Source organism: Myxococcus guangdongensis, from assembly GCF_024198255.1.
Lineage (GTDB): Bacteria > Myxococcota > Myxococcia > Myxococcales > Myxococcaceae > Myxococcus > Myxococcus guangdongensis.
Window position 1 is genome coordinate 183364 of the sequence record NZ_JAJVKW010000004.1, and the last position, 25874, is coordinate 209237.

Annotated in this window: 20 protein-coding genes; 13 read left to right on the top strand and 7 right to left on the bottom strand. The window is 70.0% G+C overall.

The genetic code is table 11. The features are described from left to right. Window positions 1–4: 4 nt before the first annotated feature. Genes LXT21_RS14050 through LXT21_RS14060 form a run of 3 tightly spaced genes read left to right on the top strand, consistent with a single transcriptional unit; the run spans window position 5 to window position 5425 of the window. Window positions 5–2536 carry an AAA family ATPase gene (locus LXT21_RS14050; RefSeq protein ID WP_254038655.1) on the top strand — a complete coding sequence of 844 codons (2532 nt, stop codon included), beginning with the start codon at window positions 5–7 and terminating at the stop codon, window positions 2534–2536. A gap of 40 nt (window positions 2537–2576) precedes the next feature. Further along, window positions 2577–4853: a vWA domain-containing protein gene (locus LXT21_RS14055; protein WP_254038656.1), complete on the top strand. Its 2277-nt coding sequence runs from the start codon at window positions 2577–2579 to the stop codon at window positions 4851–4853. Between the two features lie 14 nt (window positions 4854–4867). Continuing rightward, window positions 4868–5425, top strand: a complete 558-nt coding sequence (locus LXT21_RS14060) for a hypothetical protein (RefSeq protein ID WP_254038657.1) — start codon at window positions 4868–4870, stop codon at window positions 5423–5425. Between the two features lie 4 nt (window positions 5426–5429). On the opposite strand, the gene LXT21_RS14065 is transcribed toward LXT21_RS14060, so the two are convergent. Next, complete coding sequence (locus LXT21_RS14065) at window positions 5430–6311, bottom strand: DNA integrity scanning protein DisA nucleotide-binding domain protein (RefSeq protein ID WP_141327973.1); 882 nt, start codon at window positions 6309–6311, stop codon at window positions 5430–5432. A 127-nt stretch (window positions 6312–6438) separates the two neighbouring features. Between LXT21_RS14065 and LXT21_RS14070 the strand changes: the two genes are divergently transcribed. Next, entirely contained in the window at window positions 6439–6801 is a 363-nt protein-coding gene (locus tag LXT21_RS14070; protein WP_141327975.1) for a TraR/DksA family transcriptional regulator, read from the top strand. A 77-nt stretch (window positions 6802–6878) separates the two neighbouring features. On the opposite strand, the gene LXT21_RS14075 is transcribed toward LXT21_RS14070, so the two are convergent. After that, window positions 6879–7646: an FHA domain-containing protein gene (locus LXT21_RS14075; protein WP_254038658.1), complete on the bottom strand. Its 768-nt coding sequence runs from the start codon at window positions 7644–7646 to the stop codon at window positions 6879–6881. A 114-nt stretch (window positions 7647–7760) separates the two neighbouring features. Between LXT21_RS14075 and LXT21_RS14080 the strand changes: the two genes are divergently transcribed. After that, entirely contained in the window at window positions 7761–9455 is a 1695-nt protein-coding gene (locus LXT21_RS14080) for a serine/threonine-protein kinase (protein WP_254038659.1), read from the top strand. Between the two features lie 715 nt (window positions 9456–10170). On the opposite strand, the gene LXT21_RS14085 is transcribed toward LXT21_RS14080, so the two are convergent. Further along, window positions 10171–11061: an FHA domain-containing protein gene (locus LXT21_RS14085; protein ID WP_254038660.1), complete on the bottom strand. Its 891-nt coding sequence runs from the start codon at window positions 11059–11061 to the stop codon at window positions 10171–10173. Between the two features lie 430 nt (window positions 11062–11491). On the opposite strand from LXT21_RS14085, the gene LXT21_RS14090 reads away from it, so the two are divergent. Both LXT21_RS14090 and LXT21_RS14095 read left to right on the top strand, forming a co-directional pair. Continuing rightward, window positions 11492–13705 (top strand): RelA/SpoT family protein, encoded by a 2214-nt coding sequence (locus LXT21_RS14090; protein ID WP_254038661.1) that lies wholly within the window; start codon window positions 11492–11494, stop codon window positions 13703–13705. Between the two features lie 69 nt (window positions 13706–13774). Further along, window positions 13775–14170 (top strand): RidA family protein, encoded by a 396-nt coding sequence (locus LXT21_RS14095; RefSeq protein ID WP_254038662.1) that lies wholly within the window; start codon window positions 13775–13777, stop codon window positions 14168–14170. 101 nt (window positions 14171–14271) lie between these two features. Here LXT21_RS14095 and LXT21_RS14100 read toward each other — a convergent pair whose 3' ends face one another. Next, entirely contained in the window at window positions 14272–16230 is a 1959-nt protein-coding gene (locus LXT21_RS14100; RefSeq protein ID WP_254038663.1) for a DsbA family protein, read from the bottom strand. A 205-nt stretch (window positions 16231–16435) separates the two neighbouring features. Between LXT21_RS14100 and LXT21_RS14105 the strand changes: the two genes are divergently transcribed. Next, window positions 16436–16684 carry a sulfurtransferase TusA family protein gene (locus tag LXT21_RS14105; RefSeq protein ID WP_223747670.1) on the top strand — a complete coding sequence of 83 codons (249 nt, stop codon included), beginning with the start codon at window positions 16436–16438 and terminating at the stop codon, window positions 16682–16684. 10 nt (window positions 16685–16694) lie between these two features. Here LXT21_RS14105 and LXT21_RS14110 read toward each other — a convergent pair whose 3' ends face one another. Both LXT21_RS14110 and LXT21_RS14115 read right to left on the bottom strand, forming a co-directional pair. Beyond that, window positions 16695–17603, bottom strand: a complete 909-nt coding sequence (locus LXT21_RS14110) for an ABC transporter ATP-binding protein (protein WP_254038664.1) — start codon at window positions 17601–17603, stop codon at window positions 16695–16697. Beyond that, window positions 17600–18514, bottom strand: coding sequence for an ABC transporter permease (locus tag LXT21_RS14115; RefSeq protein ID WP_254038665.1), 915 nt, complete (start codon window positions 18512–18514; stop codon window positions 17600–17602). Before LXT21_RS14115 ends, LXT21_RS14110 begins: the two co-directional genes overlap by 4 nt. Before the next feature lie 154 nt (window positions 18515–18668). Between LXT21_RS14115 and LXT21_RS14120 the strand changes: the two genes are divergently transcribed. Next, window positions 18669–20144: a penicillin-binding transpeptidase domain-containing protein gene (locus LXT21_RS14120; protein WP_254038666.1), complete on the top strand. Its 1476-nt coding sequence runs from the start codon at window positions 18669–18671 to the stop codon at window positions 20142–20144. 105 nt (window positions 20145–20249) lie between these two features. Here LXT21_RS14120 and LXT21_RS14125 read toward each other — a convergent pair whose 3' ends face one another. Continuing rightward, a complete protein-coding gene (locus LXT21_RS14125; RefSeq protein WP_254038667.1) occupies window positions 20250–21407 on the bottom strand; it encodes a DUF4388 domain-containing protein in 1158 nt (385 codons plus the stop codon). 21 nt (window positions 21408–21428) lie between these two features. Here LXT21_RS14125 and LXT21_RS14130 point away from each other — a divergent pair, with 21 nt between their 5' ends. The 4 genes from LXT21_RS14130 (at window position 21429) to LXT21_RS14145 (ending at window position 25843) form a co-directional block, all read left to right on the top strand. Continuing rightward, complete coding sequence (locus LXT21_RS14130) at window positions 21429–21707, top strand: glutaredoxin family protein (RefSeq protein ID WP_254038668.1); 279 nt, start codon at window positions 21429–21431, stop codon at window positions 21705–21707. A 120-nt stretch (window positions 21708–21827) separates the two neighbouring features. After that, window positions 21828–22781 carry a GGDEF domain-containing protein gene (locus LXT21_RS14135; protein WP_254038669.1) on the top strand — a complete coding sequence of 318 codons (954 nt, stop codon included), beginning with the start codon at window positions 21828–21830 and terminating at the stop codon, window positions 22779–22781. Between the two features lie 44 nt (window positions 22782–22825). Then, window positions 22826–24478, top strand: a complete 1653-nt coding sequence (locus tag LXT21_RS14140; protein ID WP_254038670.1) for a sigma-54-dependent transcriptional regulator — start codon at window positions 22826–22828, stop codon at window positions 24476–24478. A gap of 51 nt (window positions 24479–24529) precedes the next feature. After that, on the top strand, window positions 24530–25843 hold the full coding sequence (locus tag LXT21_RS14145) for a GNAT family N-acetyltransferase (protein WP_254038671.1): 1314 nt from the start codon (window positions 24530–24532) through the stop codon (window positions 25841–25843). The last annotated feature ends 31 nt before the right edge of the window (window positions 25844–25874 follow it).

A 25874-nucleotide genomic window follows, 5' to 3' on the forward strand; every position in this document is an offset into this window, starting at 1 on the left:
GTCCGTGCAATCACAGCCGACGACGTACCTCCAGGCCGCCCGGGCCTTTCGCCACTTCTTCAATGAGTTGCGGGACGTCTACCTGGAGCGGGAGACGCTCTTCACGCAGCTCGAGCTGGCGCTCCTGAGCCGGGAGCACGTGCTGGTGGTGGGGCCGCCGGGAACGGCGAAGAGCGCCATCGCCAGCGCGGTGCTGGGGCGCATCATCGACGAGAAGACGGGGCTGCCGTCGCTCTTCTCCAAGCAACTCGCGGAGTCCACCGTGCAGACGGACCTGCTGGGGCCGGTGGACTTCAAGGTCCTGACGGAGACGGGGCGCACGGAGTACCTCACCGACGAGGGCATGCTGGGCTCGCAGCACGCCTTCCTGGACGAGGTCTTCGACGGCCGGGACATGTTGCTGCGCTCCATCCTCAACGTGCTGTTCGAGCGCGAGCTCAAGCACGGGCGGCGGGTGACGGCGGGCCGCACCGAGTGCGTGGTGATGACGAGCAACCGGTACCTCTCGGAGGTGCTGGCGCGCTCGCCGGAGCTGCTCCTGGCCTTCGCGGACCGGCTGAGCTTCATCAGCTTCGTGCCCAAGTCCTTCGCCCGGAAGGAGAGCCGGGCGGCCATGCTCCAACGCTTCGAGCACGGCGCGCGAGCGGACCTGCGCGCGCCGCTCTCGCTGCAGCAGGTGGACCTGCTCCAGGACGCGGTGGCGCGTGTGCGGGTGCCCAGCGTGGTGATGGAGGGCGTGGAGCTCCTGACGGACGCGTTGGAGCGGGCGCTGACGTCGCACGTGTCCAAGCTGCCCGACTACGTGCCCACGAAGTACTTCTCCCAGCGCTCCGCGGTGAAGGCGCTGTGGGCGCTGAAGGCGGCCGTGGTCCGGGATCAGATCTACCGGCGGCCCGAGCGTCCGCTGGAGGCCTCCGTGGAGGACCTGGACGCGCTGCGCTGGTTCTTCCTGCTCGGAGGGCCGCCCTCGGCGGAGACGGACGCGCTGCTCAAGTCCGTGGTCGACCCGAGGGAGCGCGCGCAGCTCGAAATCGTCCGGCTGGAGCAGCGCACCTTCGACGAGGTCATCGCCCAGATTCGCCAGGAGCTGGGCGGCGGGCTGGAGCGCGAGGCCCAGGCGCTGGCGGCGGCGGACGAGGCCACCACGGTGGAAGCGCTGTCGCGCAACTGGCAGCCGGCCATCGCGTCCACCTCCGCGCGCAGCCTCATGGCCAAGCTGATGCCCGGGCCTCGCCACGTGCAGAACCGGGTGCCACTGCTGGCGGCCGCGCGCGCACTGGTGGCGGCGATGGACCAGCGGCTGGCGCGAGGCATGGCGGGGCAGGGCGAGGGGCGCGGCGGCCTGTCCCTGTTGACGTCGTTCCAGGACGTGCTGGAGCTGTGCCGCGTCCTCCCCGAGCTGAAGTCCGGGCTGACGCCCTTGAGCGAGGCCACCGCGCGCTTCCTCGAAGGGGCCCTGGAGATGATTGCCCTGACCGCGGAGAGCGCGGACTTCGAGGAGGGCCTCAAGCTGGAGGGACTCGTCGGGCTGGCGGACAACCTGGAGGAGGAGCTGTCACGGATGGCCGACCTGCTGGGCCTGCTGGCCGAGGGCGCCCCGGCGACGGTGGAGCGGCTTCGGAAGGTGGAGGTCGACGCGCGCAAGCGGGTGGTGGGCGCGCTGCGACGACGGGCTACCGTGGCCTTCCAGGGAACCTCGCCGCGAGGCCGCAAGGAGCCACTGGAGGCGCTGGCGGCGGACTCGCGCCGGCTGTCCCAGCTCGAGCAGTCCCTGATGGCCCTGGACCCCAGCCAGCGCAGCTTCAAAGAGGAGCTATTGCTGCCGCTGGGGCTCTCGTATGCGCGCGAGGTCCTGGCCTCCACGCCGTTCGAGCGCGTCGAGCAGTACGGCCGCGCCGTGCAGGCGGTGGTCGAGAACCTGCGGCGGGAGGGCCTCCCGGTGGACGTGGTGATGCGCGAGTGTCAGGGCATCCTGGACGGGCGGCTGCGGGAGCATGCCAAGGCACTCACTCGCGAGGTGGCGAGTCCTCCTCCCGCGGCGGCCTCGGTCATCAACGGCGATGCGTACGTCTTCTATCGCGGGGAGTTCTCCGCCAAGGCACCGGACGGGGAGCTGGCCGCGTTGCTGGGCCTGGACGGGCAGCTCGCCTTCACCCGTGGCGGTGGGGCATCGGCGTTCTTCTCGGAGGATGCGCGCGCGGCGGTGGCCCTCGCGGAGCTCGCCTTCCTCCAGTCGCGGGTGAAGTTCCTGCGCAGCTGGTTGACCCAGCTGCTGACGTCGCTGCCGGCGCCGGAGGCCTTGAAGGAGCGCAGCGAGGTGGAGCGCACCGTGGACCGACTGGTCCGCAGCCGCTTCCCGTTGCTGGCGCTGAAGGAAGGGGAGCTGGTGCGGCTCAAGGGCGTGCTGTCGCTGCTCGCGGGGCTGCCGGGCGAGGTGGGGGAGAACGCGCGTCGCCTGGGGACGTTGCTCCATGGCATCGAAGAGGACTTCGGGCGCTACAGCCGGCAGGTGCTGGAGCGCCGGACCGCGGCATGAGCGCACCCGGGCCGCATGACGCCGAGAGGCGGGGCTGAGCATGCTCTCGCGGCGGCTCACCGAGTTGCGAGCGCGGCTGGACGCGCTTCGTCAGCCTCCGCCTCCAGCGGGCGGGCCACGCTGGTGGTCCTTCGGGCGGAAGGTCAGTGGGCCCGGGGAGCTGTCGCTCCCGGTGCTCGAGGCGTTGGATCGCGAATTGGACCGCGTAGGCGTCCACACGTCGGCGGATGCCCATCTGCTCCATGCCCTGGGGGCCCGACGTGGGCGCGCGGGTGCGCTGTCCCAGGGCCTGCAGGCGCGCGCGGGACAGGCGCTCGGAGAGCTCGAGGAGTGTCTGGGGCGCGTGGAGCGCGCGTGGCGGGCGGGTGTGCTGCCCCCGGGGACCCTCTCCATCCTCGAGCGGGCCTTCGTCCGGCTCGCGCGCGCGGTGAAGGTGGCCGACCTCTTCCTCCGGCCCTACATGGAGGACCTCCCGGACGAGGAGTTCGTCGTCTACGAGCGCCCGGCGTCCGCGAGTCGACCCCAGCGGCCCCCGAGCAGCGCGCGGATGGCCGTGGCCGAGTACTTCGCGTCGCGGGCCCGGGAGAATGTCGCCGACGTGGTGCAGAAGCGCAGGGACCTGGACCTGGCCCACGAGATGTTGCTGCGACTGGGCGCGGACCATGACCGGGAGCGGGCGGTGCCCCTGCGTCGCGACGTGGCCGAGGCGCGCGAGCGCACGCGCGCGGTGCCCGCGGTTCGCTCGCTCGAGGAGCTGCTTCGTCACGTGCGGCATGCCGCGCGCCACGAGCCCCAGGTCGCCTATCGCTCGCTGCGTGGCCTCTACGAGCGGGCCTTGGAAGCAGGGGACATGGCGCTGGCCGCCGCGGCCCGCTCGGGCCTGGAGCCTTTGCTCCCCACGCGGACCCACCTGACGGTCATGGTGGAGAACTCGGAGCGGGACGCCCTGGCCGAATGGTTCGGCGAGGCGCCCCAGCCGTCGCGGCCCGAGGTCGATGCCCCCCGCCCGGATGAGCTGCTGGCCGACCTGGCCTTCTCGTTGCGCCCCGAGCAGCTCGCGACCTTCGAGCTGGCCGCGGGCTGTGCGCGGTACTTCGACGTGGAGGACGCGCTCTCGGAGGAGATCGTCCTGGCGGAGACGAAGACCGCCCGGCCGGTGGCGCGCCGCGTGCCCTATCCCACGCAGACGATGACCTTCGAGACGACGGGCGCCCTGCACGAGGTGAACAACTTCGTGCTGACGGACCCTCGCATGCTCCTGCGGGACCTCGCCGCCAACCGTCAGCTGGTGCGGGCGTACGTCGAGGACGCGCCTCCACCCCAGTCGAAGAAGGTGAAGCGCACCGCCGTGCGTGTCTACGTCTGCGACGCGTCCGGCTCCATGCATGGTGCCCGCGCGCGCTTCCGCGACGCCCTCATCATCGCCGAACTCAACAACTTGCGGGTCAAGGCCCGCAGGGGCGAGTCGTTCGACCCGCTCTACTTCAGCTTCTTCAACGACGTGCCCACGGAGCTGGCCCGCGTGGACACGGCCGTCGAGGCCACCCGGCAGATAGAGCGCCTCTTCCGCGACTCTCCCGCGGAGGGTCAGACGGACATCTCGCTCGCGTTGATGTCCGCGTTCGACTCCATCCGCGCCGCGCAGGGGCGGGACCCGTATCTGGCGCGCGCCACGGTGGTGCTCGTCACCGATGGTGAGGACCGCGTGGACCTGGACCTCATCCGCCGCACGCGCGCGCCCATGGGGGCGCTGGACATCGCCCTGAGCTTCATCTCCCTGGGCGAGGAGAACCCGGACCTGCGCTCGCTGGTGCGCGAGCAGCGGGCCTCGGGGGTGCGCGCCTTCTACCACCACCTCTCCGACGAGGAGATTCTCTGGGCCCGCACCGAGTTCGACACGCCCTGGCGCACGTTGCTGCCCCGCGACGTGCCGGCCACGCCGGATGCGCTGGAGCTGCTCGTGCCGCACCTGGAGGCGCTCGAGGCCGTGGCGAGCGGACGCGGCACGGGCACACCCGTCGCGGTGGAGGCCTCGTTCGAGGCGCTCTTCCCTGAATCGCCCCCCAGACCCGAGGGCGGACAGGTCCCCAGCGCGGACGTGGTGGGCCGGGTGGTGGACATCCTCGGCGCGCTGGTGGAGGCCACGTCCCTGGCGCCAGCGGACAAGCGGGCCACGGAGAGCGTCGTCCTCCTCCAGCACCTGCTCACGGTGTACGGGCTGACCCCCGCGCGCTACCTCGCGGCGCTGTCCGTCGGCGGACCCTCGGTGGAGGAGGCCCTGTCGCGAGTTCGGTTGTTGTGCCGCCCCTTCGGTTAGGCTTGTCGCACGCCATGTTCTTCGGCCTCTGGAAACGCAAGAAGGAGCGCTCCCGGCCAGTGGACCCGCTGGCCGCCTTCGACGAGCTGCTCGAGAACCTGGAGCGGCAGGCCTCCGAGCTGCGCAAGTCCGCGGCCACGCTGCTCGCCCTCAAGGGAGAGCTCACCCGCGCGGTGGAGCGCTACACGCGCCGCCTCGCGGAGCTGGACACACGCCGTGCCATCGCGGAGTCCCGCTCGGACGCCAAGGCGGTGGTCGTGTTGAAGAAGGACCGCGTCCAGGCCGAGGCACTCCTCGCCTCCACCCGCGAGTCGCTGGAGCGCGCGGAGTCCGACGGCGCGCTGCTCCTGGAGGCCGCCGCGGAGCTGGGGGAGCGGGTGGAGGAGCTGCGGCGTGAGCGGGAGAGCGCCTCCGCGCGACTCGTGATGGGCGGCATCGTCACCGACGCCTTGAAGGAGCGCGTGGCTCGCTTCGAACAGGCGCTGGTGGTGGACGCCGCGCGCGACGAGGTGGAGCGCGCGCACGCGCTGGCGGACGTCTACCGCGAGGAGCTTCGGGAGAGGCCGGACTGAGGCTTCAGGTCCGGCGTGCCGTCTGGTGCAGTTCGAGGACGATGTTGCCGCCCTTGAAGAGGCGCACCGCGCCGGACGTCTGGCTCACCACCAGCGCGATGCAGTGCGTGGTGGAGGTGATGCCCGCGGCGGCCGCGTGCCGGGCGCCCAGGCCGAGCGGAATCTTCACCGCCTCGTCCGCGGAGGACAGGTAGCGCCCCGCGGCCAGCACCACGCCGTCCTCGCGGATGACGAAGGCGCCGTCGAGCACGCTGAAGTTCTTGATGGCCTCGCGAATCTTCGGGTCCAGCACGTTCCGCTCCGCCTCGGAGAGGCCCTGGAACGGATTGATGGTCATCTGCCGGCTCTTCTCCAGCACCGTCGTGTGGTCGCCGATGGTGATGATGGTGCCGATGGGATGACCCTCGAAGCCCTCCTGGCCGATCTGGAGCGCCAGCTGGATGAGCGCGTCCACCACCTGGGAGTTGAACTCCTCGCCCAGCTTCACGCCCTCGATGGCGAGCCGGTCATCCAACGAGCCACCGATTCGCATCTGCATCAGCGTGTCGGGAGCGCGGCCCACGCGCCCCGTCATGCAGAGCACCAGGTCGCCCTCCTTGAAGGCCCCCTGGGAGAGCGCGGAGACGAGCGCCACCTTGACCCGCTCGGTGCGCGAGTAGTCGTAGGCGGGGATGACGAGCGCGCGGACCTTCTTCAGCTGGTGCTCCTGCGCCAGCTTGTCCAGCGTCACCGCGTACACGAGCTTCTTGCGAGCAGGCCTGCCGCGCAACTCCTCGGGAGGGATGGGCGTGTCGCAGATGTACAGGAAGTGATCGACGTCACTCTTCGCGGCCAGGGAGAGGGCCGAGCGCAGGAACTCCCGATCGAACTTCGTGTTCTCGCTCAAACGCCCCTCCCTTCACCCGCAGTCCGTGACCACGTCAGCTTGACACCGAAGGCTCCCTGAATAAAGCTTTCGGGCCCTTTTTTTGGGGGACAGGGCCCAAAAACCCTCGCGTACTGGAGCGAAGGCTGTGAACCAGAAAGATCTCAAGCGTTACAAGAAGATGCTCGAGGACAGCAAGGCGAGCCTGCTCGAGAGCGCCAAGAAGACCCTGGTGGAGGAGTCGAGCTTCGACACCGACGATCTCCCCGACGAGATCGACCTGGCCTCTTCCGAGTATGCGCAGTCGATGGTGTTCAGACTCCGCGACCGCGAGAAGTTCCTGCTGCAGAAGATTGATAAGGCGCTCGAGCGCATCGAAAACGGCTCGTTCGGCGTCTGCGAGCGTTGCGAGGAGGACATCTCCCCCAAGCGGTTGGAGGCGCGTCCGGTGACGACGCTCTGCATCCGCTGCAAGGAAGAGCAGGAGAAGAAGGAGAAGTCCTACGGCTGATGGCCGTGGGGGTCCTGGGGCCGCGCGGGAGGGAAATGTCCCGTGCGGCCCGGGGAGCCGGAAAAGAGGGTGGCGCTTCAGGCGAGCGGTGCCTGGATCTCCACCCTCAGCAGCTGCCGACCGATGAGGTAGTGGTCCCCGTTGTCGACGAAGGTGGGGCCGGCCAACCGCATGAAGGTGCCGTTGGACGAGCCCACGTCGCGCACGGACAGTCGATCTTGACGCACCTGAAGCACCGCGTGCCGGCCGGAGACGAAGCCGTCGGTGGGGAAGGTGAGGTCGCCCTGTTCGCGGCCCAGCAGGTTGTCGCCCTCGCGCAGCGGATAGGCCGCGCCGCGCAGGCCCCCCTCCAGCAACTGGATGAGGCGCAGGCGGTAGCCGGGATCCGGTGAGCCCCAGACCTGGGTGCCTCCCGGGCCGGGCGTCGCGGTGGGGATGGGCTCCAGCACCAGCCGTTGCCGACCCAGGCGCAGCTCGCCGCCGGGGGACAGCTCCCGCTCCTGGCGCAGGCGGACGAAGACGCCGTTGGCGCCTCCCACGTCCTCGACGGCCAGGCGCGAGCCGGAGAAGAAGAAGCGCATCTGGACGGGCATGATGAAGGGGTCATCCGGGAGCGGGATGTCCCCCTGCTGACCGCAGGTGAGGGTGTCACGCTGCATGCGGACGACGGACTCGGGGCCGCCGTCGGCCCGCACCACGCGGATGGAGACCTGGGGCCGCGAGGACAGGCTGGCCACGGCCATGACCATGGTGCCGGAGCGCAGCGGCGAGCCGCAGGCTCGGCAGACGGTGGCATCCCGGGGGTTCTCGGTGTCGCAGCGGGGGCAGTATTCCATCGCTTCCATGGGGCTGGGCGGGTTCTACCAGGGGTGGGGCGCGGTTGCTCGCATTGCGCGCGGCTTGCTCATCACCCGAGCGACGTGGTGAACTTCCAGCCCCACCCTTCGGGGACGTTTGACTTGCACTGCCCCTCCTGCGGCGCTGACGCCCAAGAATCCTCCCGTTTCTGCCCGGCCTGCGGCGCGACCCTCGTGCGCACGGCGGATGCTGACGACTACGTCGGCATGACGATTGCCCAGAAGTACCGGGTCGAGGCCCTCATCGGCGAGGGAGGCATGGGCAAGGTGTTCCGGGCCCGGCAGATCTCCCTCGACAAGGTGGTGGTGCTCAAGGTGCTGCGGCACACGCTGCTGTCGGACGAGCGCACCGTGGCGCGCTTCCAGCGCGAGGCCAAGGCGGCCAGCCGGCTCAACCACCGCAACTCCATCAGCGTGCTGGACTTCGGCCAGGCCGAGGACGGCGCGCTCTTCATCGCCATGGAGTACGTGGCGGGGCAGGACCTGCACCAGATTCTGAGCCGCGAGTGGCCGCTGGGCGAGGCGCGCGTGGTGCGCATCGTCAGCCAGGTGCTCGGCGCGCTGTCGGACGCCCACGGCGCGGGCGTCATCCACCGGGACTTGAAGCCCGAGAACATCATGGTGGAGCAGCGGCGCAACGAGCCGGACTTCGTCAAGGTGCTCGACTTCGGCATCGCGAAGATCACCGACTCCACGGACGACGGTCCGGCGCTCACGCGCGCGGGCTTCGTCTGCGGCACGCCCGAGTACATGTCGCCGGAGCAGGCGCGTGGGGCGCAGCTGGACCACCGCTCGGACCTGTACGCGGTGGGCGTCATCCTCTACCAGCTGATGACGGGGCTGTTGCCGTTCGAGTCCGACTCGGCGGTGGGCTTCGCCACCAAGCACCTCACCGAGGAGCCGCCGCCCCCGACCCGGCGACGGCCCGACGCGCGCATCTCCCCGGCGATGGAGCGGCTCATCCTGCGCACGCTCTCCAAGGACCCGGATGATCGCCCGGCCAACGCGGAGGCCTTCCGCGCGGAGCTGCTGGCGGTGGAGAAGGAGCGCCGTCGCGAGGCTGCGGGCTCACGGCGTCCCCAGCCCTCGGCCGTGCTGGCGCCGCTGCCGCGCAAGCCTGGTGGTCGCCCCGATGATGCCCGGGATGCCACGGCTCCCGGGTGGGGCAGTGAGATGACGGTGGAGGCCACCGTCCGCGCGCTTCCGGACGTGCTGTCGCCGCTGCCCTCGGGCGCCGACGTGATGCCCGCGACGCGGGAGAAGACGGACTCCGTCGTCCCCACCCAGCCCGGCGTCGGTGGTGGCGGACTGGCCTTCTTCTTCAAGTCGCTCACCGTGCTGCTGGTGTTGGGCGCGGGGCTCTTCTTCGCCTACTTCTATTACACGCAGGGCCCGGGCAAGGGCGGGGCCTCGCACTTCCCGATTCCCTCCAACGCTCCGGTTCCCGGCAGGACGGGGAGTGTCCTCCCCTCGGACGCGGACCAGCCGCTGTACGAGCGGATGATTCCGGCGGCCGATCGCAACGTGGATCTGTCCAGGAAGCACGCCCAGGACGGCGATCAATCCCTGGAGCGCGGGAAGCTCGACATGGCCGCCACGAGCTACCGGAACGCGTTCGAGGCGAACCCGGACCCGGAGCTGGCGCTGAAGCTGGGCGAGGTCTACTGGCAGCGGGACCAGATGGATGAGGCCCGTAACTGGTGGATGCGTCACCTGCGCGACGTGCGGGACTCGCGGGCCCGTGCGCTCATCGAGCAGCGGCTGGGCGGCAGCGTGGCCCGCCCGTCGGCTCCGTAGCGTCGCGGCGTCGGGTGGGGCTGCCCCACCCGTGCGGCTTCGACTCATTCCCACGCAGCAACGTGTCGCGCCTCTTCACCGGGCAGGTGTCACCCCGGCGAGGACAGGCTGATGCGGGTGGGGCTCGTCGCCCTGTCCCCGTGCCGCCCCATGAGATGCGGCCATGCGGCACCAGGCACTGACTCCCGTGCGGCACCGGCCCCACGAGTGTCGCGTCAGCAAGACAGGATGAGGCGGGCGGGTGCTCGTCGCCTTGGACCTGTGCCGCCTCGTGAAGGACTGTCACTCAGCGCCATGCACTGCTTTTCGCGAGGCGCTGGCCCCACGAGTGGCGCGCCGGCAAGGCCATGCAGAGGCGGTCGGATGCTCGCTGGCTTGGACCTGTCTTGCCTCGCCAGGCGCTGCCACGCAGCACCATGTCCTGCTTACCGTCCAGCGCTGGCCCCATGCGAGTCGCCAGCAACGCATGTTTCGCCGTGGACGCAGGCGTCGTGCGCACGTGCATGCTCGAGTGCGCGTCGCTTTCCCGTCATCGGCACGTGTCCGAAGGGAGCACCGCGAGGGCTCGGGATGGGCTTCGCGCGTTGTGCATGCTCGGGTGCGAGCCGCTCACAGCGGCTGTCCGCAGGCACCTGAACGGAGGTCGTCCGCGAGCCCTCGAACGGAGGCCGTCAGCACGTTTGGTCGCGCTTCGCGACAGCGTGCACCTGCTCGCTCAGGCGAGCGTCTCCACCTGCAGCACATGCTGGCCCAGGCGGACGCGGTCTCCGGGTCGCAGCGGGCGCTCCTCGCCGGGCGGGATTCGCACGTAGGTGCCCAGCCCTCCAGACAGGTCGCGCAGCAAGGCGCCCGTCGGAGTGGGGGACAGCTCGCAGTGCCGACCCGCGAGGCCCTCGTCGCCCGGGAAGCTCAAGTCGCAGTGGGCCTGTCCCAGCGTGAGCAGGGGGGCCGCCGTCACCACCGCGCGGCCACCTCGGCCACCCATGATGACCTCCTCGACGCCGTACACCGCCTGCCCGAGGGGCACGGGCGCGCCATACACGATGGGCCGACCCGCCACCGGTGCGACCGGCTCCAGCCGGCCCGTGAAGCGGAACAGCCGCTGGCCCGCGCTGAAGTGCGTGCGCGCGGTGATGGCCTCCGTGCCCGCCACCGTGACGTACACACCCGAGGCGCTGTTCTCGTCGCGCACGAAGAGCGCGCCGTCCTTCACCAGGAACGTCGCATGGAGCGGCGAGACGAACCCGTCATCGGGGAAGAGGATGGCGCCGCGCTGCCGGCCCACCACACAGCCCGTCACCGGCAGCTTGTATCTCTGCCCCCGCGTGGACCCGGCGATGACCGCCAGCCCGAAGCGAGAGGCCGCGGGAGGAGGGCGGGGCGCCGCCACGGCTGGGGCGGAGGTCCCGGTGCGCCCGGGCAACGCGGCGTCGGGCACCGGCGGCGGCGGCCGGGTGTTCGCCGGCCCCTGAGGCGCGGCCCGGGGCGCCAGCGACGGAGGCGCGTTGCCCGCGGGAGGCGCCGCCGGAGGCCGGGTGTTCGCGGGGCGCTCCACCATCAACCCGGCGGCGGCCGTGGGGGGCGGCGTCCGGGCGGACGGCCTCATCCCCGGCGGAATGGCGCTGGGCGGGGGTGGGGTGGTGGGAGGGCCCACTGGCTCGGAGCCCCGGGGCCCGGGGAAGGAGGCGACGGCCGCCGGGCGGCCCCCCTGGGGTGTCACGGCGGGCGGCGGGCGGCCCGTGGCGGCCGGCTTTGCCGCGGGGGCCTTGGCGGCGGGGGCCTCTCCCATGGCCTGGCCGCACAGCACACAGGTGGCCGAGCGCGGCGGATTGAACCCGTCACAGTTCGGGCAAACCACGGAGAGAGCCGACAACAAGAGCTGTGACATGGGCGGAAGCGAATCTACGAGCGCGTAAAACGTCGGGTCAACGAAAGCGAACGCGACGGGTGGGACAAAACCGGCAGAGAAATGTGACAGGCACTGTGGGGCAACGTTGCCCCCCCTCCGGCACGAAGTTACGATTCCCCCTGCTTCGATGATCCGCCTGAACGACATCCTCCAACGGGTTTCCTCGTACCACCCGGACCCGGACCTGGACATCATCAAGAAGGCCTACGTCTACTCGGCCAAGGTGCATCAGGGCCAACTGAGGAAGTCGGGAGAGCCCTATCTCGTCCACCCGCTGGAGGTCGCCGGCATCCTCGCCGACCTCAAGCTGGACGAGGCGTCCATCGTCACCGGGCTCCTCCACGACACCATCGAGGACACGCTCGCCACCGCCGAGGAGCTCACCGAGCTGTTCGGCGCCGAGGTGGCCCAGCTGGTGGACGGCGTCACCAAGCTGTCCAAGTTCTCCGCGTCCGCCAGCCTCTCCCAGGAGGAGAAGCAGGCGGAGAACTTCCGGAAGATGATCATCGCGATGGCGCAGGACATCCGCGTCATCCTCGTGAAGCTGGCCGACCGCACGCACAACATGCGGACGCTGGACCACATGAACGAGGAGAAGCAGGCGCGCATCGCCCAGGAGACGCTGGACATCTACGCGCCCCTGGCGAACCGGCTGGGCATCTCCTGGATCAAGACGGAGCTGGAGGACCTGAGCTTCCGCTACGTGAAGCCGCAGGAGTTCTTCGGGCTGCAGGAGAAGCTCAACAAGCGCAAGAAGGAGCGCGAGAAGTACATCGAGGACACCTGCGACCTGGTGCGCACCAAGCTGGCCGAGCGCAACTTGAAGGGCGACGTGAGCGGCCGCTTCAAGCACGTCTACAGCATCTACAAGAAGATCAAGGCGCAGGGCATCGACTTCGATCAAATCCACGACATCATCGCGTTCCGCATCATCTCGCCCACCGCGCCCGCCTGCTACGAGGCGCTGGGCCTGGTGCACGAGATGTGGAAGCCGGTGCCGGGGCGCTTCAAGGACTTCATCGCGATTCCCAAGCCGAACATGTACCAGTCACTGCACACCACGGTGATTGGCCCCCTGAGCGAGCGCGTGGAGGTGCAGATCCGCACCGCGGAGATGCACAAGATCGCCGAGGAGGGCATCGCGGCCCACTGGAAGTACAAGGAGGGCAAGGCGGTCATCTCCAAGGATGACGAGAAGTTCGCCTGGCTGCGCCAGCTCATGGAGTGGCAGCAGGACCTGAAGGACCCCAAGGAGTTCCTCGAGACGGTGAAGGTGGACCTCTTCACCGACGAGGTCTTCGTCTTCACGCCCAAGGGCGACGTGCGCTCGCTGCCTCGCGGTGCGACGCCGGTGGACTTCGCGTACGCCATCCACTCGGACGTGGGCAACCGGTGCGTGGGCGCCAAGGTGAACGGCAAAATCGTTCCCCTGCGCTACAAGCTGAAGAACGGCGACACGGTGGAGGTGCTCACCAGCCCGCAGCAGCACCCGTCCAAGGACTGGCTCACCTTCGTCAAGACCAGCCGCGCGCAGCAGCGCATCCGCGGCTTCATCAAGCAGCAGCAGCGCGAGAAGAGCCTCCAGCTGGGCCGCGAGCTGACGGACCGCGAGCTCAAGCGCTTCCAGCTCAACTTCAACCGCCTGCTGAAGAACGGCGAGGTGAAGCGGGTCGCCGAGGAGCTGGGCTTCCGCGTCGAGGACGACCTGCTGGTGGCCGTGGGCTACGGCAAGGTGACGCCGCAGCAGCTGGTGCAGCGCCTGGTGCCCGAGGAGAAGCGCAACGAGGCGGAGGCCACGCCGCGAGGAGAGTCCTCCGGCAACGGCGCGTCCTCGGGGGGCTCGTCCATGCTGCCCGGCCTGTCGCGCGTGACGGACCTGGCCAAGCGCCTGGTGGGCCGCAGCAACCGAAGCGGCGTGCAGATTGGCGGCGTGGATGACGTGCTGGTCCGCTTCGGACGGTGTTGCAACCCCGTCCCCGGCGACCCCATCGCCGGCTTCATCACCCGGGGGCGGGGCGTCACGGTGCATACGGTGGGGTGCGAGAAGGCGCTCGCGACGGACCCCGAGCGGCGCGTGGACGTGAGCTGGGATGTGCGCGGAGACTTCAAGCGCCCCGTCACCCTGCGCGTGCTCACCGCGGACCGCACGGGCCTGTTGGCCGACATCTCCAACATCTTCTCGAAGAAGGGCGTCAACATCTCCCAGGCCAACTGTCGGGCCACCGGGGATGACCGGGCCGTGAACACCTTCGAGGTCATCATCTCGGACCTGAAGCAGCTCACGGACCTGATGCGCACCATCGAGCGCTTGAGCGGTGTGTACTCCGTGGAGCGAATCTAAAGGGCCGCCATTCGTGGTAGAGCGCCCAGGAAAACCCGGCGGCCACCTCCGGCCGCCCGACTCCTCGAGGTGCGCTCCATGGCTCGACAGACCATCCACTCGGACCAGGCCCCCAAGGCCATCGGTCCGTACTCGCAAGCGGTGCAGGTGGACTCGGGGAAGATGACCTTCCTCTCCGGGCAGATTCCCCTGGACCCCGCCACCATGGAGATGGTGCCCGGGGACGTCGTCGCCCAGGCGGAGCGGGTGATGCTCAACCTCCAGGCGGTGCTCAAGGCGGCCGGGCTGGACTTCAGCCACGTGGTGCGCAGCACCATCTACCTCACGGACCTGGGTGACTTCGCCCGCGTCAACGAGGTCTACGGCCGCTACTTCACCGGCGCCCCTCCGGCCCGCGCCACCGTGCAGGTGGCGGCGCTGCCGCGCGGCTCCAAGGTGGAGATCGACGCCATCGCCGTGTCCTGAAGTCGCTCTCGGACGACGGGCTTCATCGCCGTGAAAGCAAGAGGCCGTCGGACCCAAGCGGTCCGACGGCCTCGAGTGCTTCAGGGCCAGTAAGGCGTGGACTACTTGCGGTCCGCCGCCACCGCGCCGGCCTTCTTCAGCTCCTCATCGATGACGCGCTTGAAGGCGTCGAACGGCTGGGCGCCCACGAGGGTGCGGCCGTTGATGAAGAACGTCGGGGTGCCGGTGGCGCCCAGACGGCTGGCGTCCGCGGCGTCCGCGTCGATCTGCTGGGCGAACTTGTTGCTGTCCAGGGCGGCCTTGAACTTCTCCACGTTCAGGCCCAGCTCCTGCGCGTACTTGTCCAGCGAGGCGCGATCCAACGCGCGCTGGTTGGCGAAGAGCTTGTCGTGCATCTCCCAGAACTTGCCCTGCTCGTGCGCGGCCAGCGCGGCGGCCGCGGCGGCCTTGGCGTTGGCGTGCATGGGCAGCGGCTGGTTGCGGAAGGCCACCTTCACCTTGCCCTGGTACTGCTCTTCGATCTGCTTGAGCGTGGGGACCACGCGGCTGCAGAAGGGGCACTCGAAGTCGGAGAAGAGGACGATGGTGACGGGCGCGTTCGCGGCGCCCTTCACCGGCGCGCCGCCGATGTCGACCTTCTGGACGGGCGGCTCGGCGGGAGCGCCGGGGGCGGGCGCGGCCGGGGCGTTGGCCACGTTGTCCGCGTTGAGCTTCGCGTAGAGCTCCTCGGGCTTGGTGCCGGAGGCCAGCAGCTTGTCGGCCTTGACGATCTCCTCGTCGATGAGGCGCTTGAAGGCGTCGAAGGGCTGCGCGCCCACGAGCTCGCGGCCGTTGACGAAGAACGTCGGGGTGCCGCTGGCGCCCACGGCGGTGCCGGCGTTGCTGTCCGCCTCCACCTTCGCGCGGAACTTGCCGGAGTCGAGCGCGGCCTTGAACTTGGCGACGTTCAGACCCAGCTCCTGCGCGTACTTCTCCAGGGAGGCGCGGTCCAGGGCCTTCTGATTGGCGAACAGCTTGTCGTGGTACTCCCAGAACCGGCCCTGCTCACGCGCGGCCTCGGAGGCCTCGGCGGCCGCCTTGGCGTTGGCGTGGAAGGACAGCGGCTGGTGACGGAACACCACGCGCACGTCCTTGGGGTAGTCCTTCTTGATCTGCGTCAGCGTCGGGACGGCGCGGCTGCAGAAGGGGCACTCGAAGTCGGACCACTCGACGATGGTCACCTTGGCGGTGGCCGGGCCGAACGCCGCGGCGTCGGCGGGCACGTCGATCTTCTTCACCGAGGGGGCCTGCTGCTGCTGCTGGGCCGCCTTGGGCGCGGCGCGCTCGGCGCCCTTCTCGATGGTCTTCGCGTAGACCTGGGCCGGGCGGACGCCGCCCTTCACCAGGGCCTCCGCCTTGGCGAGCTCCTCGTCGATGAGCCCCTTGAAGTTGTCGATGGGCTGCGCGCCGGAGAGGAAGCGGCCGTTGATGAAGAAGGCGGGGGTGCCGCTCGCGCCGAGCTGGCCGGCCAGCGTCTGGTCCTTCTGGATGACCTCGGACAGCGCGGGGCTGGCCATGTCGGCCTTCCACTTGTCCAGGTCCAGGCCGATCTCCTTGGCGAACTGCTCCAGGGACGCGTCATCCAGCTTCTTCTGGTTGGCGAAGAGCTTGCCGTGCATCTCCCAGTACTTGCCCTGCTCGCCAGCGGCCAGCGCCGCGAGGGACGCGGGCTTGGCGCGGGGGTGGAAGGAGAGCGGGTTCTGCTTCATCACCACGCGCAGCTTCTTGCCGTACTCCTCCTCGAGCTTCTCCACCGTGACGTTCGCACGGCTGCAGAAGGGGCACTCGTAATCCGAGAACTCGACCAACGTGACGAGGGCCTCGGGGTTGCCCCGGGTGGGGGAACCCTCGACGGGAACCTTGAACACGGTGGGGTCCACCGGACGGCGCGCGGGGTTGGCCTGTCCAGCTTGAGCGGCGGGCTTGGTCTCGGCCTTCGTGGGAGAGCCGCTGTAGACGCGGCCGCCGACGAAACCAAGCACCAGGCCGACCAGCAAGGCCACGATGATATTGGGCTTCATGGGTGGGTTCTGCTCCTTCGCCATAGGTCCGACTCCGGCCCCGAGCGTGGATGTACGAGAAAAGTCGAGAGGGCCGGGGTACTTAACAGAGGGATTTCCAGACACGCAAGCCGAGTGGAAGCCCTCTGGGCTCGCCACCAAGACCCCTCAGGGGCCCGAAAACTGGGCGGTTCTCGGAAAAATTCCGCACGCTCGGATCTCACCCATGGGAGACAGTTCTCGGATGGACAACAGCGTGCGCGTGGACACGTCCGGGAGGCCCTGTCCGGTGCCCATCCTGGAGATCGCCAAGGCGATGCGGCGGCTGCCCGTCGGCACGCTCGTGGAGCTGGTGTCCACGGACCGGGGCCTGGAGGCGGATCTGCCCGCCTGGTGCGAGGCCACGGGCCACGAACTCGTCCGCCTGGAGCGCAGGGAGACGAGCTACGTGGGCTGGGTCCGCAAGGTGGGTTGAAACCCGGTGGCTACAGCAACTGGAGGACGCGGTCTTCCAGGCGCCGGCCGCGGCTGACGCCGAGGATGAGCACGCCGCTCTGGAGGAGGTGGGCCACGACGCGGCTGATGACCTCCTCGGGGGGCACCTGACCGCCGAAGCGCACGACGAGCACGTGCTCGCCCTCCATGCGCGCGTCGGTGACGTGGGGGAGGGTGGTCAGCTCGGGCGGGATGACGGTGCCGCGGGCGATCTGCACGCGGAACTCGGCGCCCTGTCCGGTGAGCTCGGACATGGTGCCGTCCTGCGCCAGCGAGCCCTTGTCGAGGATGGCCGCCGCGTCGCACAGCTCCTCCAGCTCCTGGAGGTTGTGGCTGGAGACCACCACCGTCTGGCGGCCCTTCATGTCCTTGATGACCTGACGCACCTGCGCGGCGATGCGCGGATCCAACCCGGCGGTGGGCTCGTCGAGCAGCACCAGCGGGGGGGCTCCCATCAGCGCCTGCGCCATGGCGGTGCGCTTGGCCATGCCGTGGCTGAGCGCCTGCGTCTGGACGTTCCAGGCCTCCATCAGCCCGACCTTCTCGAGCGCCTCGCGGGCCTCGCGCTCGGGGGCGTCGAGGTCGGACAGCTTCGCCCAGTACATCAGGAGCGCGCCCACCTCCCAGCCGGGGGGCAGCACCGCGTCCTGGGGCAGGGCGCCCAAACGGCCCTTGAGGGCGCCGGGGGTGGTGGGGTCCACGTCCATGACCTTGAGCGTGCCCTCGGACGGATAGAGGTAGCCGCACATCATGGAGAAGGTGGTCGTCTTGCCGGCGCCGTTGGGGCCGATGAGGCCGTACACCGCGCCCTTGGGCACCGAGAAGCTGACGTTGTTGACCGCGACCTTGGGGCCGAAGCGCTTGGAGATGCCGAACAACTCGATGGCCAGGTCGCTCACAGGTCCCTCGCGCGCAGGGCCCCGTAGGCGCCCAGCAGGAAGATGGTCGCGAAGCTCGCGTAGGCCGCGCCGCTCACGCCGAACTCGGTGAACCTCGGGTGCAGCAGGTTCCCGGCGTAATACGAGGGCGAGAGGTAGCACAGGAACCGCAGCGCGCCCTCCTGCTGACCCGACGCCGCGTCCACCACGCTCGAGGCCCGGCCCACGGTGTCCATCAACCAGAAGACGAACAGGAGGATGAAGTTGAAGACCAGGCTCACCGCGGGGCTGCGGAAGAGGCTGGAGCACAGCGTGGTGAGCGCCACGTAGGACAGCGAGAAGACGATGGCGGCCATCCAGAACTTGAGCAGGTTGAGGCTCAGCGCGGCGAAGCCGAAGTCCGGGTTGGCGATGCGCGCGTAGATGAAGATGGCCAGGTCGATGATGAGCACCAGGCCCACCAGCAGCGCCGCCTGGGACAGGAACTTGCCCAGGAGCACCGAGGAGCGGCGGGCGCGCACCGTGAGGTAGCGCATGGAGCGCGGGCCCACTTCACCGCTGATCTGGTCGAACCCCATCAGCGCCACGTAGGCGGGCAGGAAGAAGAGGGTGACCTTGAAGACGAGCAGCACCTCGATGGGCACCTGCGCCAGGGCCTCCATCATCGCGGTGTCGTTGCTGGTGAGGAAGCCCAGCACGCCCTTGCGCATCTCCTCGGCGAAGCGCGCGGAGGTGTCCGCGTCCGCGCCTCCGGCCTCGGCGAGCTTCAGGTTCACCGCGGCGCGGACTTCCCGGGCGAGCCAGCCCACCACCAGCAGCACCAGCGCGGAGAACATGCTGTAGAGGCCGAGCAGCACCACCGCGCGCCCGCTGCGCACGGCCCGGCGCAGCTCCGCGCTCCAGATGACCAGGGTTTCTTTCAGTCCGTCCAAAGTGTGGGGGACCCTACTGGGGAGGTGCACACGCCGTCGCCTGGTTTTTGACGAGGGCGCCGTTCGGGCGGGCAGGGAAGCGTCCGTGGACAGCGGGCCGCCAGTCGCTAGGATTCGCCTGCCTCGCCCCCCTCCTCGCCCCCTCGCGCCGCACATGACGATTCGCCGACGACTCCTGTCCGCCGCCGCCCTGCTGCCGCTCTCCCTCCTGCTGGGAGCGAACGAGTCCCCGTCCGGGAGCGCTCCGGCCGTGGGCTCGGAGGACGCGGGTGTCGTGGCTTCCTCCCCGGATGCCGGGGGCGTGGCGGTGGCGCTTTCGGGCGGCGAGGACGCGGGCCCGGGAGCCCATGCGGGCGGAGGCGGTCCGCTGGAGGCCCAAGCAATTCCGGGACAAGACGGCGACTCGGAGGCGGTGGCGGCGGCCGCGGTGCAGGGTGGGGCGGACGGTGGACTGGCCACGCTGGTGACGGTGCCCGGTTTGGTGCCGCCCTCGCCGGTGCCCTCGCGGCTGACGGCGCCCCCCATCACGACGCTGCGGACGATGGCGAAGTCCCAGGACCTGCTGGCGCGCGCGAAGCTGCAGGGCGAGCGGCTGGTGGTGAAGGAGAAGAACGGTGAGGAGAAGGTGCTCACCGTGGACCCGGTGCTCCAGGCGCAGCTGACGAAGATCCTCCGCGACTACGAGGTGCCGTACGGCGCGGCCGTGGTGCTGGAGCCGTCGACGGGGCGGGTGCTGGCGCTCGCGGAGCACTCGGCGGCGCAGCCGGAGCTGCGGGGGCTGCCGTTCCGCGCGGTGTTCCCCGCGGCGAGCATCTTCAAGATCGTCACGGGCAGCGCGCTGCTCGAGGCCGGTGTCTCGCCGGAGAGCGAGGAGTGCTTCCACGGCGGCAAGCGGCGGCTGACGGAGCGCCACCTGGAGGACAGCGAGCGCGACGGGGCCTGCTACTCCCTGGCGATGGCGATGGGCAAGAGCGCCAACGTCATCTTCGCCAAGCTCACGCAGAAGCACCTCACCGCGGAGGTGCTGCGCCACATGGCCGCGCGCTTCCGCTTCAACCGCGCCATCGACTTCGTGGTGCCCACGGACGTGTCGCTCGCGGCGGTGCCGGAGGAGGGCTTCGCGCTGGCGAACACGGGGGCGGGCTTCGGGGATGTCTACCTCTCGCCGCTGCATGGCGCGCTGGTGGCGTCGGTGGCCGCGAACGATGGAATGTGGGTGAACCCGGTGTTGGTGGAGCCCCCGCCCCAGCCGGGTGTGTTGCTGCCTCCCGAGGAAGGGGAGCGCGTGCTGACGTCCGAGGCGGCGAAGGCGCTGACCGACATGCTGGAGACGACCGTCACGCACGGCACCGCGCGCGGCGTGTTCCGTGAGCGGCACTTCCGCGTGGACAACGCGGTGGGCAAGACGGGCACGCTCGCGGACCGCAACCCCTTCCGGGACTACTCGTGGTTCGTCGGCTTCGCGCCTCGGGACAACCCGCGCGTCGCGGTGGCCGCGCTCGTGGTCAATGACCCGAAGTGGCGCATCCGTGGCACGTGGCTCGGACGCGAGGCCATCCGGCTCGGGCTCGAGCGTGCGCCCGCCATCGTCGAAGTGACGGCGCCCGCGTCCACCGCGGGCAAGCACTGAGCGCGAGGCGCTCGTGGGCTCATGCCGGTTTGAATGGCTCGCGACGCGGCGCATGCCCGCGAGCACTGAGGGTGACTCGCCCCTGCCGTGAGGGCGCCTCGTGGCCTACCGGGGGGTGAGCTTCACCAGCCCCATGTCCACGAAGCCGTGGATGAACCTCAGCGCGTCGAGCTCCTGCAGCGGTGACACGTGGACGATGGCGGCCACATCCCGGCGCCCGTCGATGCGCGACAGCAGGTAGCGCTCCGGCGCGGTGAGCTGGAGCGTCTTGAGGTTCGCGGGCGCCACCAGCAGCGCCGGCACCTTCGCCGAGTCCATCAGCTCCCGGCGCAGCTCCGCCAACAGCTTCTCCTGCGCCGACTTCACCAGCGCCGAGGAGCGGGGCGACGGCGACATCTCATGCGCCTGCCGCGCGAGCGCCTCGCCATCCCGGACATTGCCCGCGTCCAGGAACAGCTGCGCGGCCTGCAGCACCTCGTCCGAGGACGACTCCGCGCCGATGACGCCGCCCTCCTGCTTCTCCTCCTCCACCACCGCGGCCGTGACGGGGACAGGCGCCTCTTCCGACACCTTCACCGCGTCCAGCCGATAGAGCGCGTACAGCCGCTGGTACAGGAAGAAGTCCGTGGCGTGCAGCGCCCGCGCCATCCCGTCGATGCTCAGCCCGTCATGGATGAGCTGGATGATGCGCTCGTCCATGCTGCCGGGCTTGCGCTCGGGCAGCTTGCGCTCGTCCACCGCCAGGCGCGTGCCGCCCGTGGGGAACACCGCGCGGATGGCCTCCCACGCCGTCTCCCGGAACTCGCCCTCGCGGTGGATGTCCACCAGGTCCACTTCCACGTCCAGCCCGGCGATGTCCGGCGCCGTGTCCGAGGCCTCGAAGGTGAACTCCCCCTCCTGCCAATGGAAGGCGTCCAACATCATCTCCCGGAACTTGTGGCTCAGCGTCGAGCGCGCCATCGCCTCCGGCACCACCCCCGACGTCGCCAGCACCTTGCCCAGGAACACCCGCGTCTGGGCTTGCGTGGCGAAGGCCTTCTCGAGCTGGGCTTCCGTCAGGTGCCCCATGTTGATGAGGAATTGACCGAAGAACTCCCGAGGCTGGTTGGAGCTGGCGCAAACGACCTGCCCGTCGCGCAGGACCCATTGCTTGCGCACGTCCCCGCGCTCCACCTTGAGCGAGCCCGTGGCCCGTCGGTTCCCGAGGTAGACGACGAGGTCCTTGAGGGGCATCGTCGAGAAGTCACCAGTCAGGCCGCGCATCGGCCGCCCATCCTGCACGCCATGAGAGTCGAGATCTACTCGAAACCCAAATGCTCGCTCTGCGACAAGGCAGCCGACGTCGTGGAGGCCGTCCGCGCTCGCATCCCCTTCGAGCTGCGGCTCATCTCCATCCTGGAGTCCCCGGACCTGTTCGAGCGGTGGCGCTACGACATCCCGGTGATCGTCATTGAAGGGGTGCCCGCCTTCAAATACCGCGTCACGGAGGCCGAGCTGGAGGCCCGGCTGCGTGAAGTCCAAGGTGGCATGTCCATTGCTAAAACCGATGCCCAGGATGGGTAGCCGAATGCCCTTCCCCAGGAAATCCGGGGGGATGAAGAGGTCAGGGAAGGGCTGGAGACTGTAATTCCGGGCACGCGCCGGGGGAGCGGTGGAGAAAATTCTGGTGGGGAGGCGGATGTGGTGAGCGTTCGACGCAAGCGGGTGGGGAAGGCGGGACAGCCGCCCACCGTGCTGCTCATCGAGCCGAGGGCGGACGACCTGGAGCGGACCCGGATGCTCCTCGGGGAGGCCGGCTTCAGGGTGGTTCCCGTCACTCGCTTCGACGCGGCGGTGCCGCTGTTCGAGGTCATCCAACCCGACGCGGTGATTCTGGCGGTGCAGGCGCCCGACTTCAGCGCCGTGCAGGTGGCCCGGCGGCTGCGGCAGCTCAGCCGAGGCACCGTGCCCCTGCTGTACATGGTGGACCCCCAGGACGCGGGGGCCTACCAGCACTGCCTGGAGAAGGGACAGTGCGTGGACGTGGTGCCGCGCGGGGGCAGCGGGGCGGAGCTGGCGGTGAAGCTGCACGCGCAGCTGCGGCTGAAGGCCGCGGTGCTGCGGGCCGCGGCGGGTGAGGAAGAGGACACGGCGCTGGCGCTGCATGACCCGGTGACGGGCGTCTACAACCGGCCCTTCCTGCTGTCGCTGATGGGGTTGGAGATGCGCCGGTGCGAGCGGTACGGCGGGACGTTCTCCGTGGTGGCGGCGGAGGTGGGGGGCTGGAGCGCGCTTCGCAAGGAGTACGGGCGGGGCATGGCGGAGCGTCTGTTGGTGTACAGCGCGGTGGTGCTGGGGCAGACGGTTCGCGAGGCGGACGCGGTGGCCCGGGTGGGCGACAGCCAGTTCGCGCTGATGTTGCCGGGCACGCCCGCGGAGGCGGTGCCGGTGTTGTTGTCGCGGGTGGCCGCGAGGTTCGAGGCGGCCCGCTTCCAGGTGGATGGTCGGGTGGTGCGCACCACGTTGGAGCTGGGGGCGGTGAGCTTCCCGGACACCGTGGGGACGCCGATGCAGCTCTTGGGCGCTGCGCAGCAGGAGATGCGGCGCACGCGTGAATTTCGTCGAGGGGCCGGGTCGATGACCCGGCTCTCGGTGTGAGGATGGGCGGAGGTTCGATGCAGAGGGCGAGCGGAGGCGAGGGGATGGATCGGATCGCGGTGCTGGTGGTGGATGACGAGGAGTCGGTTCGCACCTTCCTGTCCGAGTTGCTTGGCAGCGCGGGCTATCAGGTGCGCTGTGCGTCCAGTGGCGCGCAGGCGCTGGAGATGCTCGCGGGGGGCTCGTTCGACGCGGTGTTGTTGGACGTCGTCATGCCGGAGATGAGCGGCCTGGAGGTGCTGCGTCGCTACCGGGGGCAGGGGGGCAATGCCCCCGTCGTCGTCCTCAGCGGCCTGACGGGCGCGGATGACGCGGTGCGGGCCATGAAGATGGGCGCCAGCGACTACCTGTCCAAGCCGTTGGGCAATGACGAGCTGCAGGACGCGCTGGCTCGCGCGCTGGGGACCCGTGCCCCGGAGCGTCAACCGGTGGTCCAGGGCGTCGCGCCCCGGCCGGTGGTGGACACGGGGGCGGATGCGCGGGTGCTCATCTCCACGTCGCCGTCCATGCGTCGCGCGCGCGCTCTGGTGGAGCGCATCGCGAACGAGAATGTTCCGGTGCTGCTCCTGGGCGAGTCCGGCACGGGCAAGGAGGTCATCGCGCGCGAAATCCATTCGCGCAGCCAGCGCCGTGGCCGTCCGTTCATCAAGGTGAACTGCGCGGCGCTGCCGGGTGAGCTCCTGGAGAGCGAGCTGTTCGGCCACGAGCGCGGCGCCTTCACGGGCGCCACGGCGGAGAAGCCCGGCAAGTTCGAGCTGGCCGACCAGGGCACCATCTTCCTGGACGAGATTGGCGAGATGGCCATCCGGCTGCAGGCCAAGCTGCTCCAGGTGCTGCAGGACGAGGAGTTCTTCCGCGTCGGTGGCAAGAAGAGCGTGCGCGTGGACAGCCGCGTGGTGGTGGCCACCAACCGCGACCTCGAGAAGGAGATTGCCCTGGGCAACTTCCGCGAGGACCTCTACTACCGCCTCAACGTCGTGGCCATCCGGCTGCCGCCCCTGCGCGAGCGGCGCGAGGACGTGATGCCGCTGACGGACCACTTCCTCAAGAAGTACGGCCGTCAGTACATCTCCGGCGTCAACGAGCTGCCCACCGAGGTGCTCCAGGCCTTCGCGGACTACGACTGGCCGGGCAACGTGCGCGAGCTGGAGAACATGGTCCGCCGGCTGTGCGTGCTGAAGGACCCGACGCTGGTGCTCGACGAGCTCCACGGCGAGGGCCGCGCTCCCGCGAGCGCCCCGTCGCTGCCCACCGCGTACGCTGGCGACGACAGCGTCTACGGTGGACGGGGCATGGAGGAGCCCATGCGCGCGCCGCAGGCCGCGTCCGTCCAGGTGCTGGAGATGCCCTCGCGCAACGTGGCCGGCGCCACGGCCCTGTCCCATATGCAGTCGCATGCGCCGGCGCCCGTGGTGCACGAGCCGCTCAACTCGGTGATTCCGGCGCCGCGCTACGTCAACCCGTTCGACGTGCCCCAGCCTCCGCCTCCGCCCCCGCCGACGGGCGAGCTGTCGCTGAAGGACATCGGCAAGCGCGCGGCGATGCTGGCCGAGCGCGAGGCCATCCTGGCGATGCTCCAGCGCACCGCGTGGAACAAGCGGCGCGCGGCCGGCAAGCTGCGCATCAGCTACAAGGCGCTGCTCTACAAGATCAAGGAGTGCGGAATCATCGACCCGCGCTCCAGCGCGGAGCTGTAGTCGACAGTTCCCGCCTTGCGTTCGCCCCCCGCTCCCGTTATCGCGGGGGGCATGACGCCACCACTCGTCCTCCTGGGCTCTGGATACACGCTGACCCGGCTCGCAGTCGGCCAGGCCCAGGCGGGACGCGAGGTGCTCGCGACCACGCGAGACCCCGCCCGCCGCGAGGAGCTCCAGCGCGCGGGCGTCCGCGTCGCCTCGCTGGAGGACGCGCTCCTCCAGACGAAGGGCGCGCACGGGGTCGTCTCGATTCCGCCCGAGGCCGGGCTCGACGTGGCCCTGGCCCAGGCGCTGGCGGCCCAGCCTCCCGCGCGGCTGATGTACCTGTCCTCCACGGGCGTCTACGGCGGCGCGCGCGGCGTGGTGGACGAGGACACGCCGGTGGACGTCACCTGGCCCGCGTCGCTGCCGCGCCTGGAGGCCGAGTCTCGCTACCTGCCGCTCGGCGCGATGGTGCTGCGCATCGCCGGCATCTACGGCCCGGGGCGCGGCGCGCACTCGCGGCTGCTCTCCGGCAACCTCCGGCTCCCGGACAAGGGCGGGCGCATCTCCCGCATCCACGTCGACGACCTGGGCGCGGCCATCCTCGCGGTGCTCGAGCGCGGCACGCCAGGGGCGCTCTACTGCGCGGCGGATGACCGGGCCGCGCCGCTGGAGGAGACCGTCACCTGGCTGTCGCACCGGCTGGGCATGAGGCCTCCGCCCCGCGTGCCCCTGGAGACGCTGCACGAGTCGCTCCGGGGCGACCGGGCCATCTCCAACGAGCGGCTCAAGGAGCTGGGCTGGACGCCGCGCTACCCGGACTTCGTCCAGGGCTTCACCGCGGTGCTCCAGGAGGAGGGGCGCTCGAGCGGGGAGGGTGACGTCGCCATCCGCCCCATCTTCCCCTCGGAGGTGGAGGACTTCTTCGCCCTGCGGCTGCGCGCGCTGAAGGAGCACCCGGAGTCGTTCGGCGCCTCGTTCGAGGAGGATTCGCAGCTCTCGCTCGAGGTGATGCGCGCGAAGCTGGAGCCGAGCGACTCGCAGCGCGTGCTCGGCGCCTACGACGGGACGAAGCTGGTGGGCATGGTGGGCGTGCGCCGGGAGCCGCGACACAAGAGCGCGCACAAGGCCTTCGTCTGGGGCATGTACGTCTCGGGTGAGGCGCAGTCGCGCGGGCTGGGACGCAGGCTGCTCCAGGCCGCCATCGCCGAGGGGCGCAAGCTGCCCGGCGTCGAGCAGCTCCTGCTCGCCGTCGTCGCCGGCAACACCTCCGCCCACGAGCTGTACCGCTCCGTCGGCTTCCAGACCTACGGCGTCGAGCCCCGGGCCTTGAAGATCGCCGGCGCCTACGTGGACGAGGAGCTGATGGTCCTCACCTTCTAGCCTTCGCCCCAGTGGCCGCCCACATCCGCGC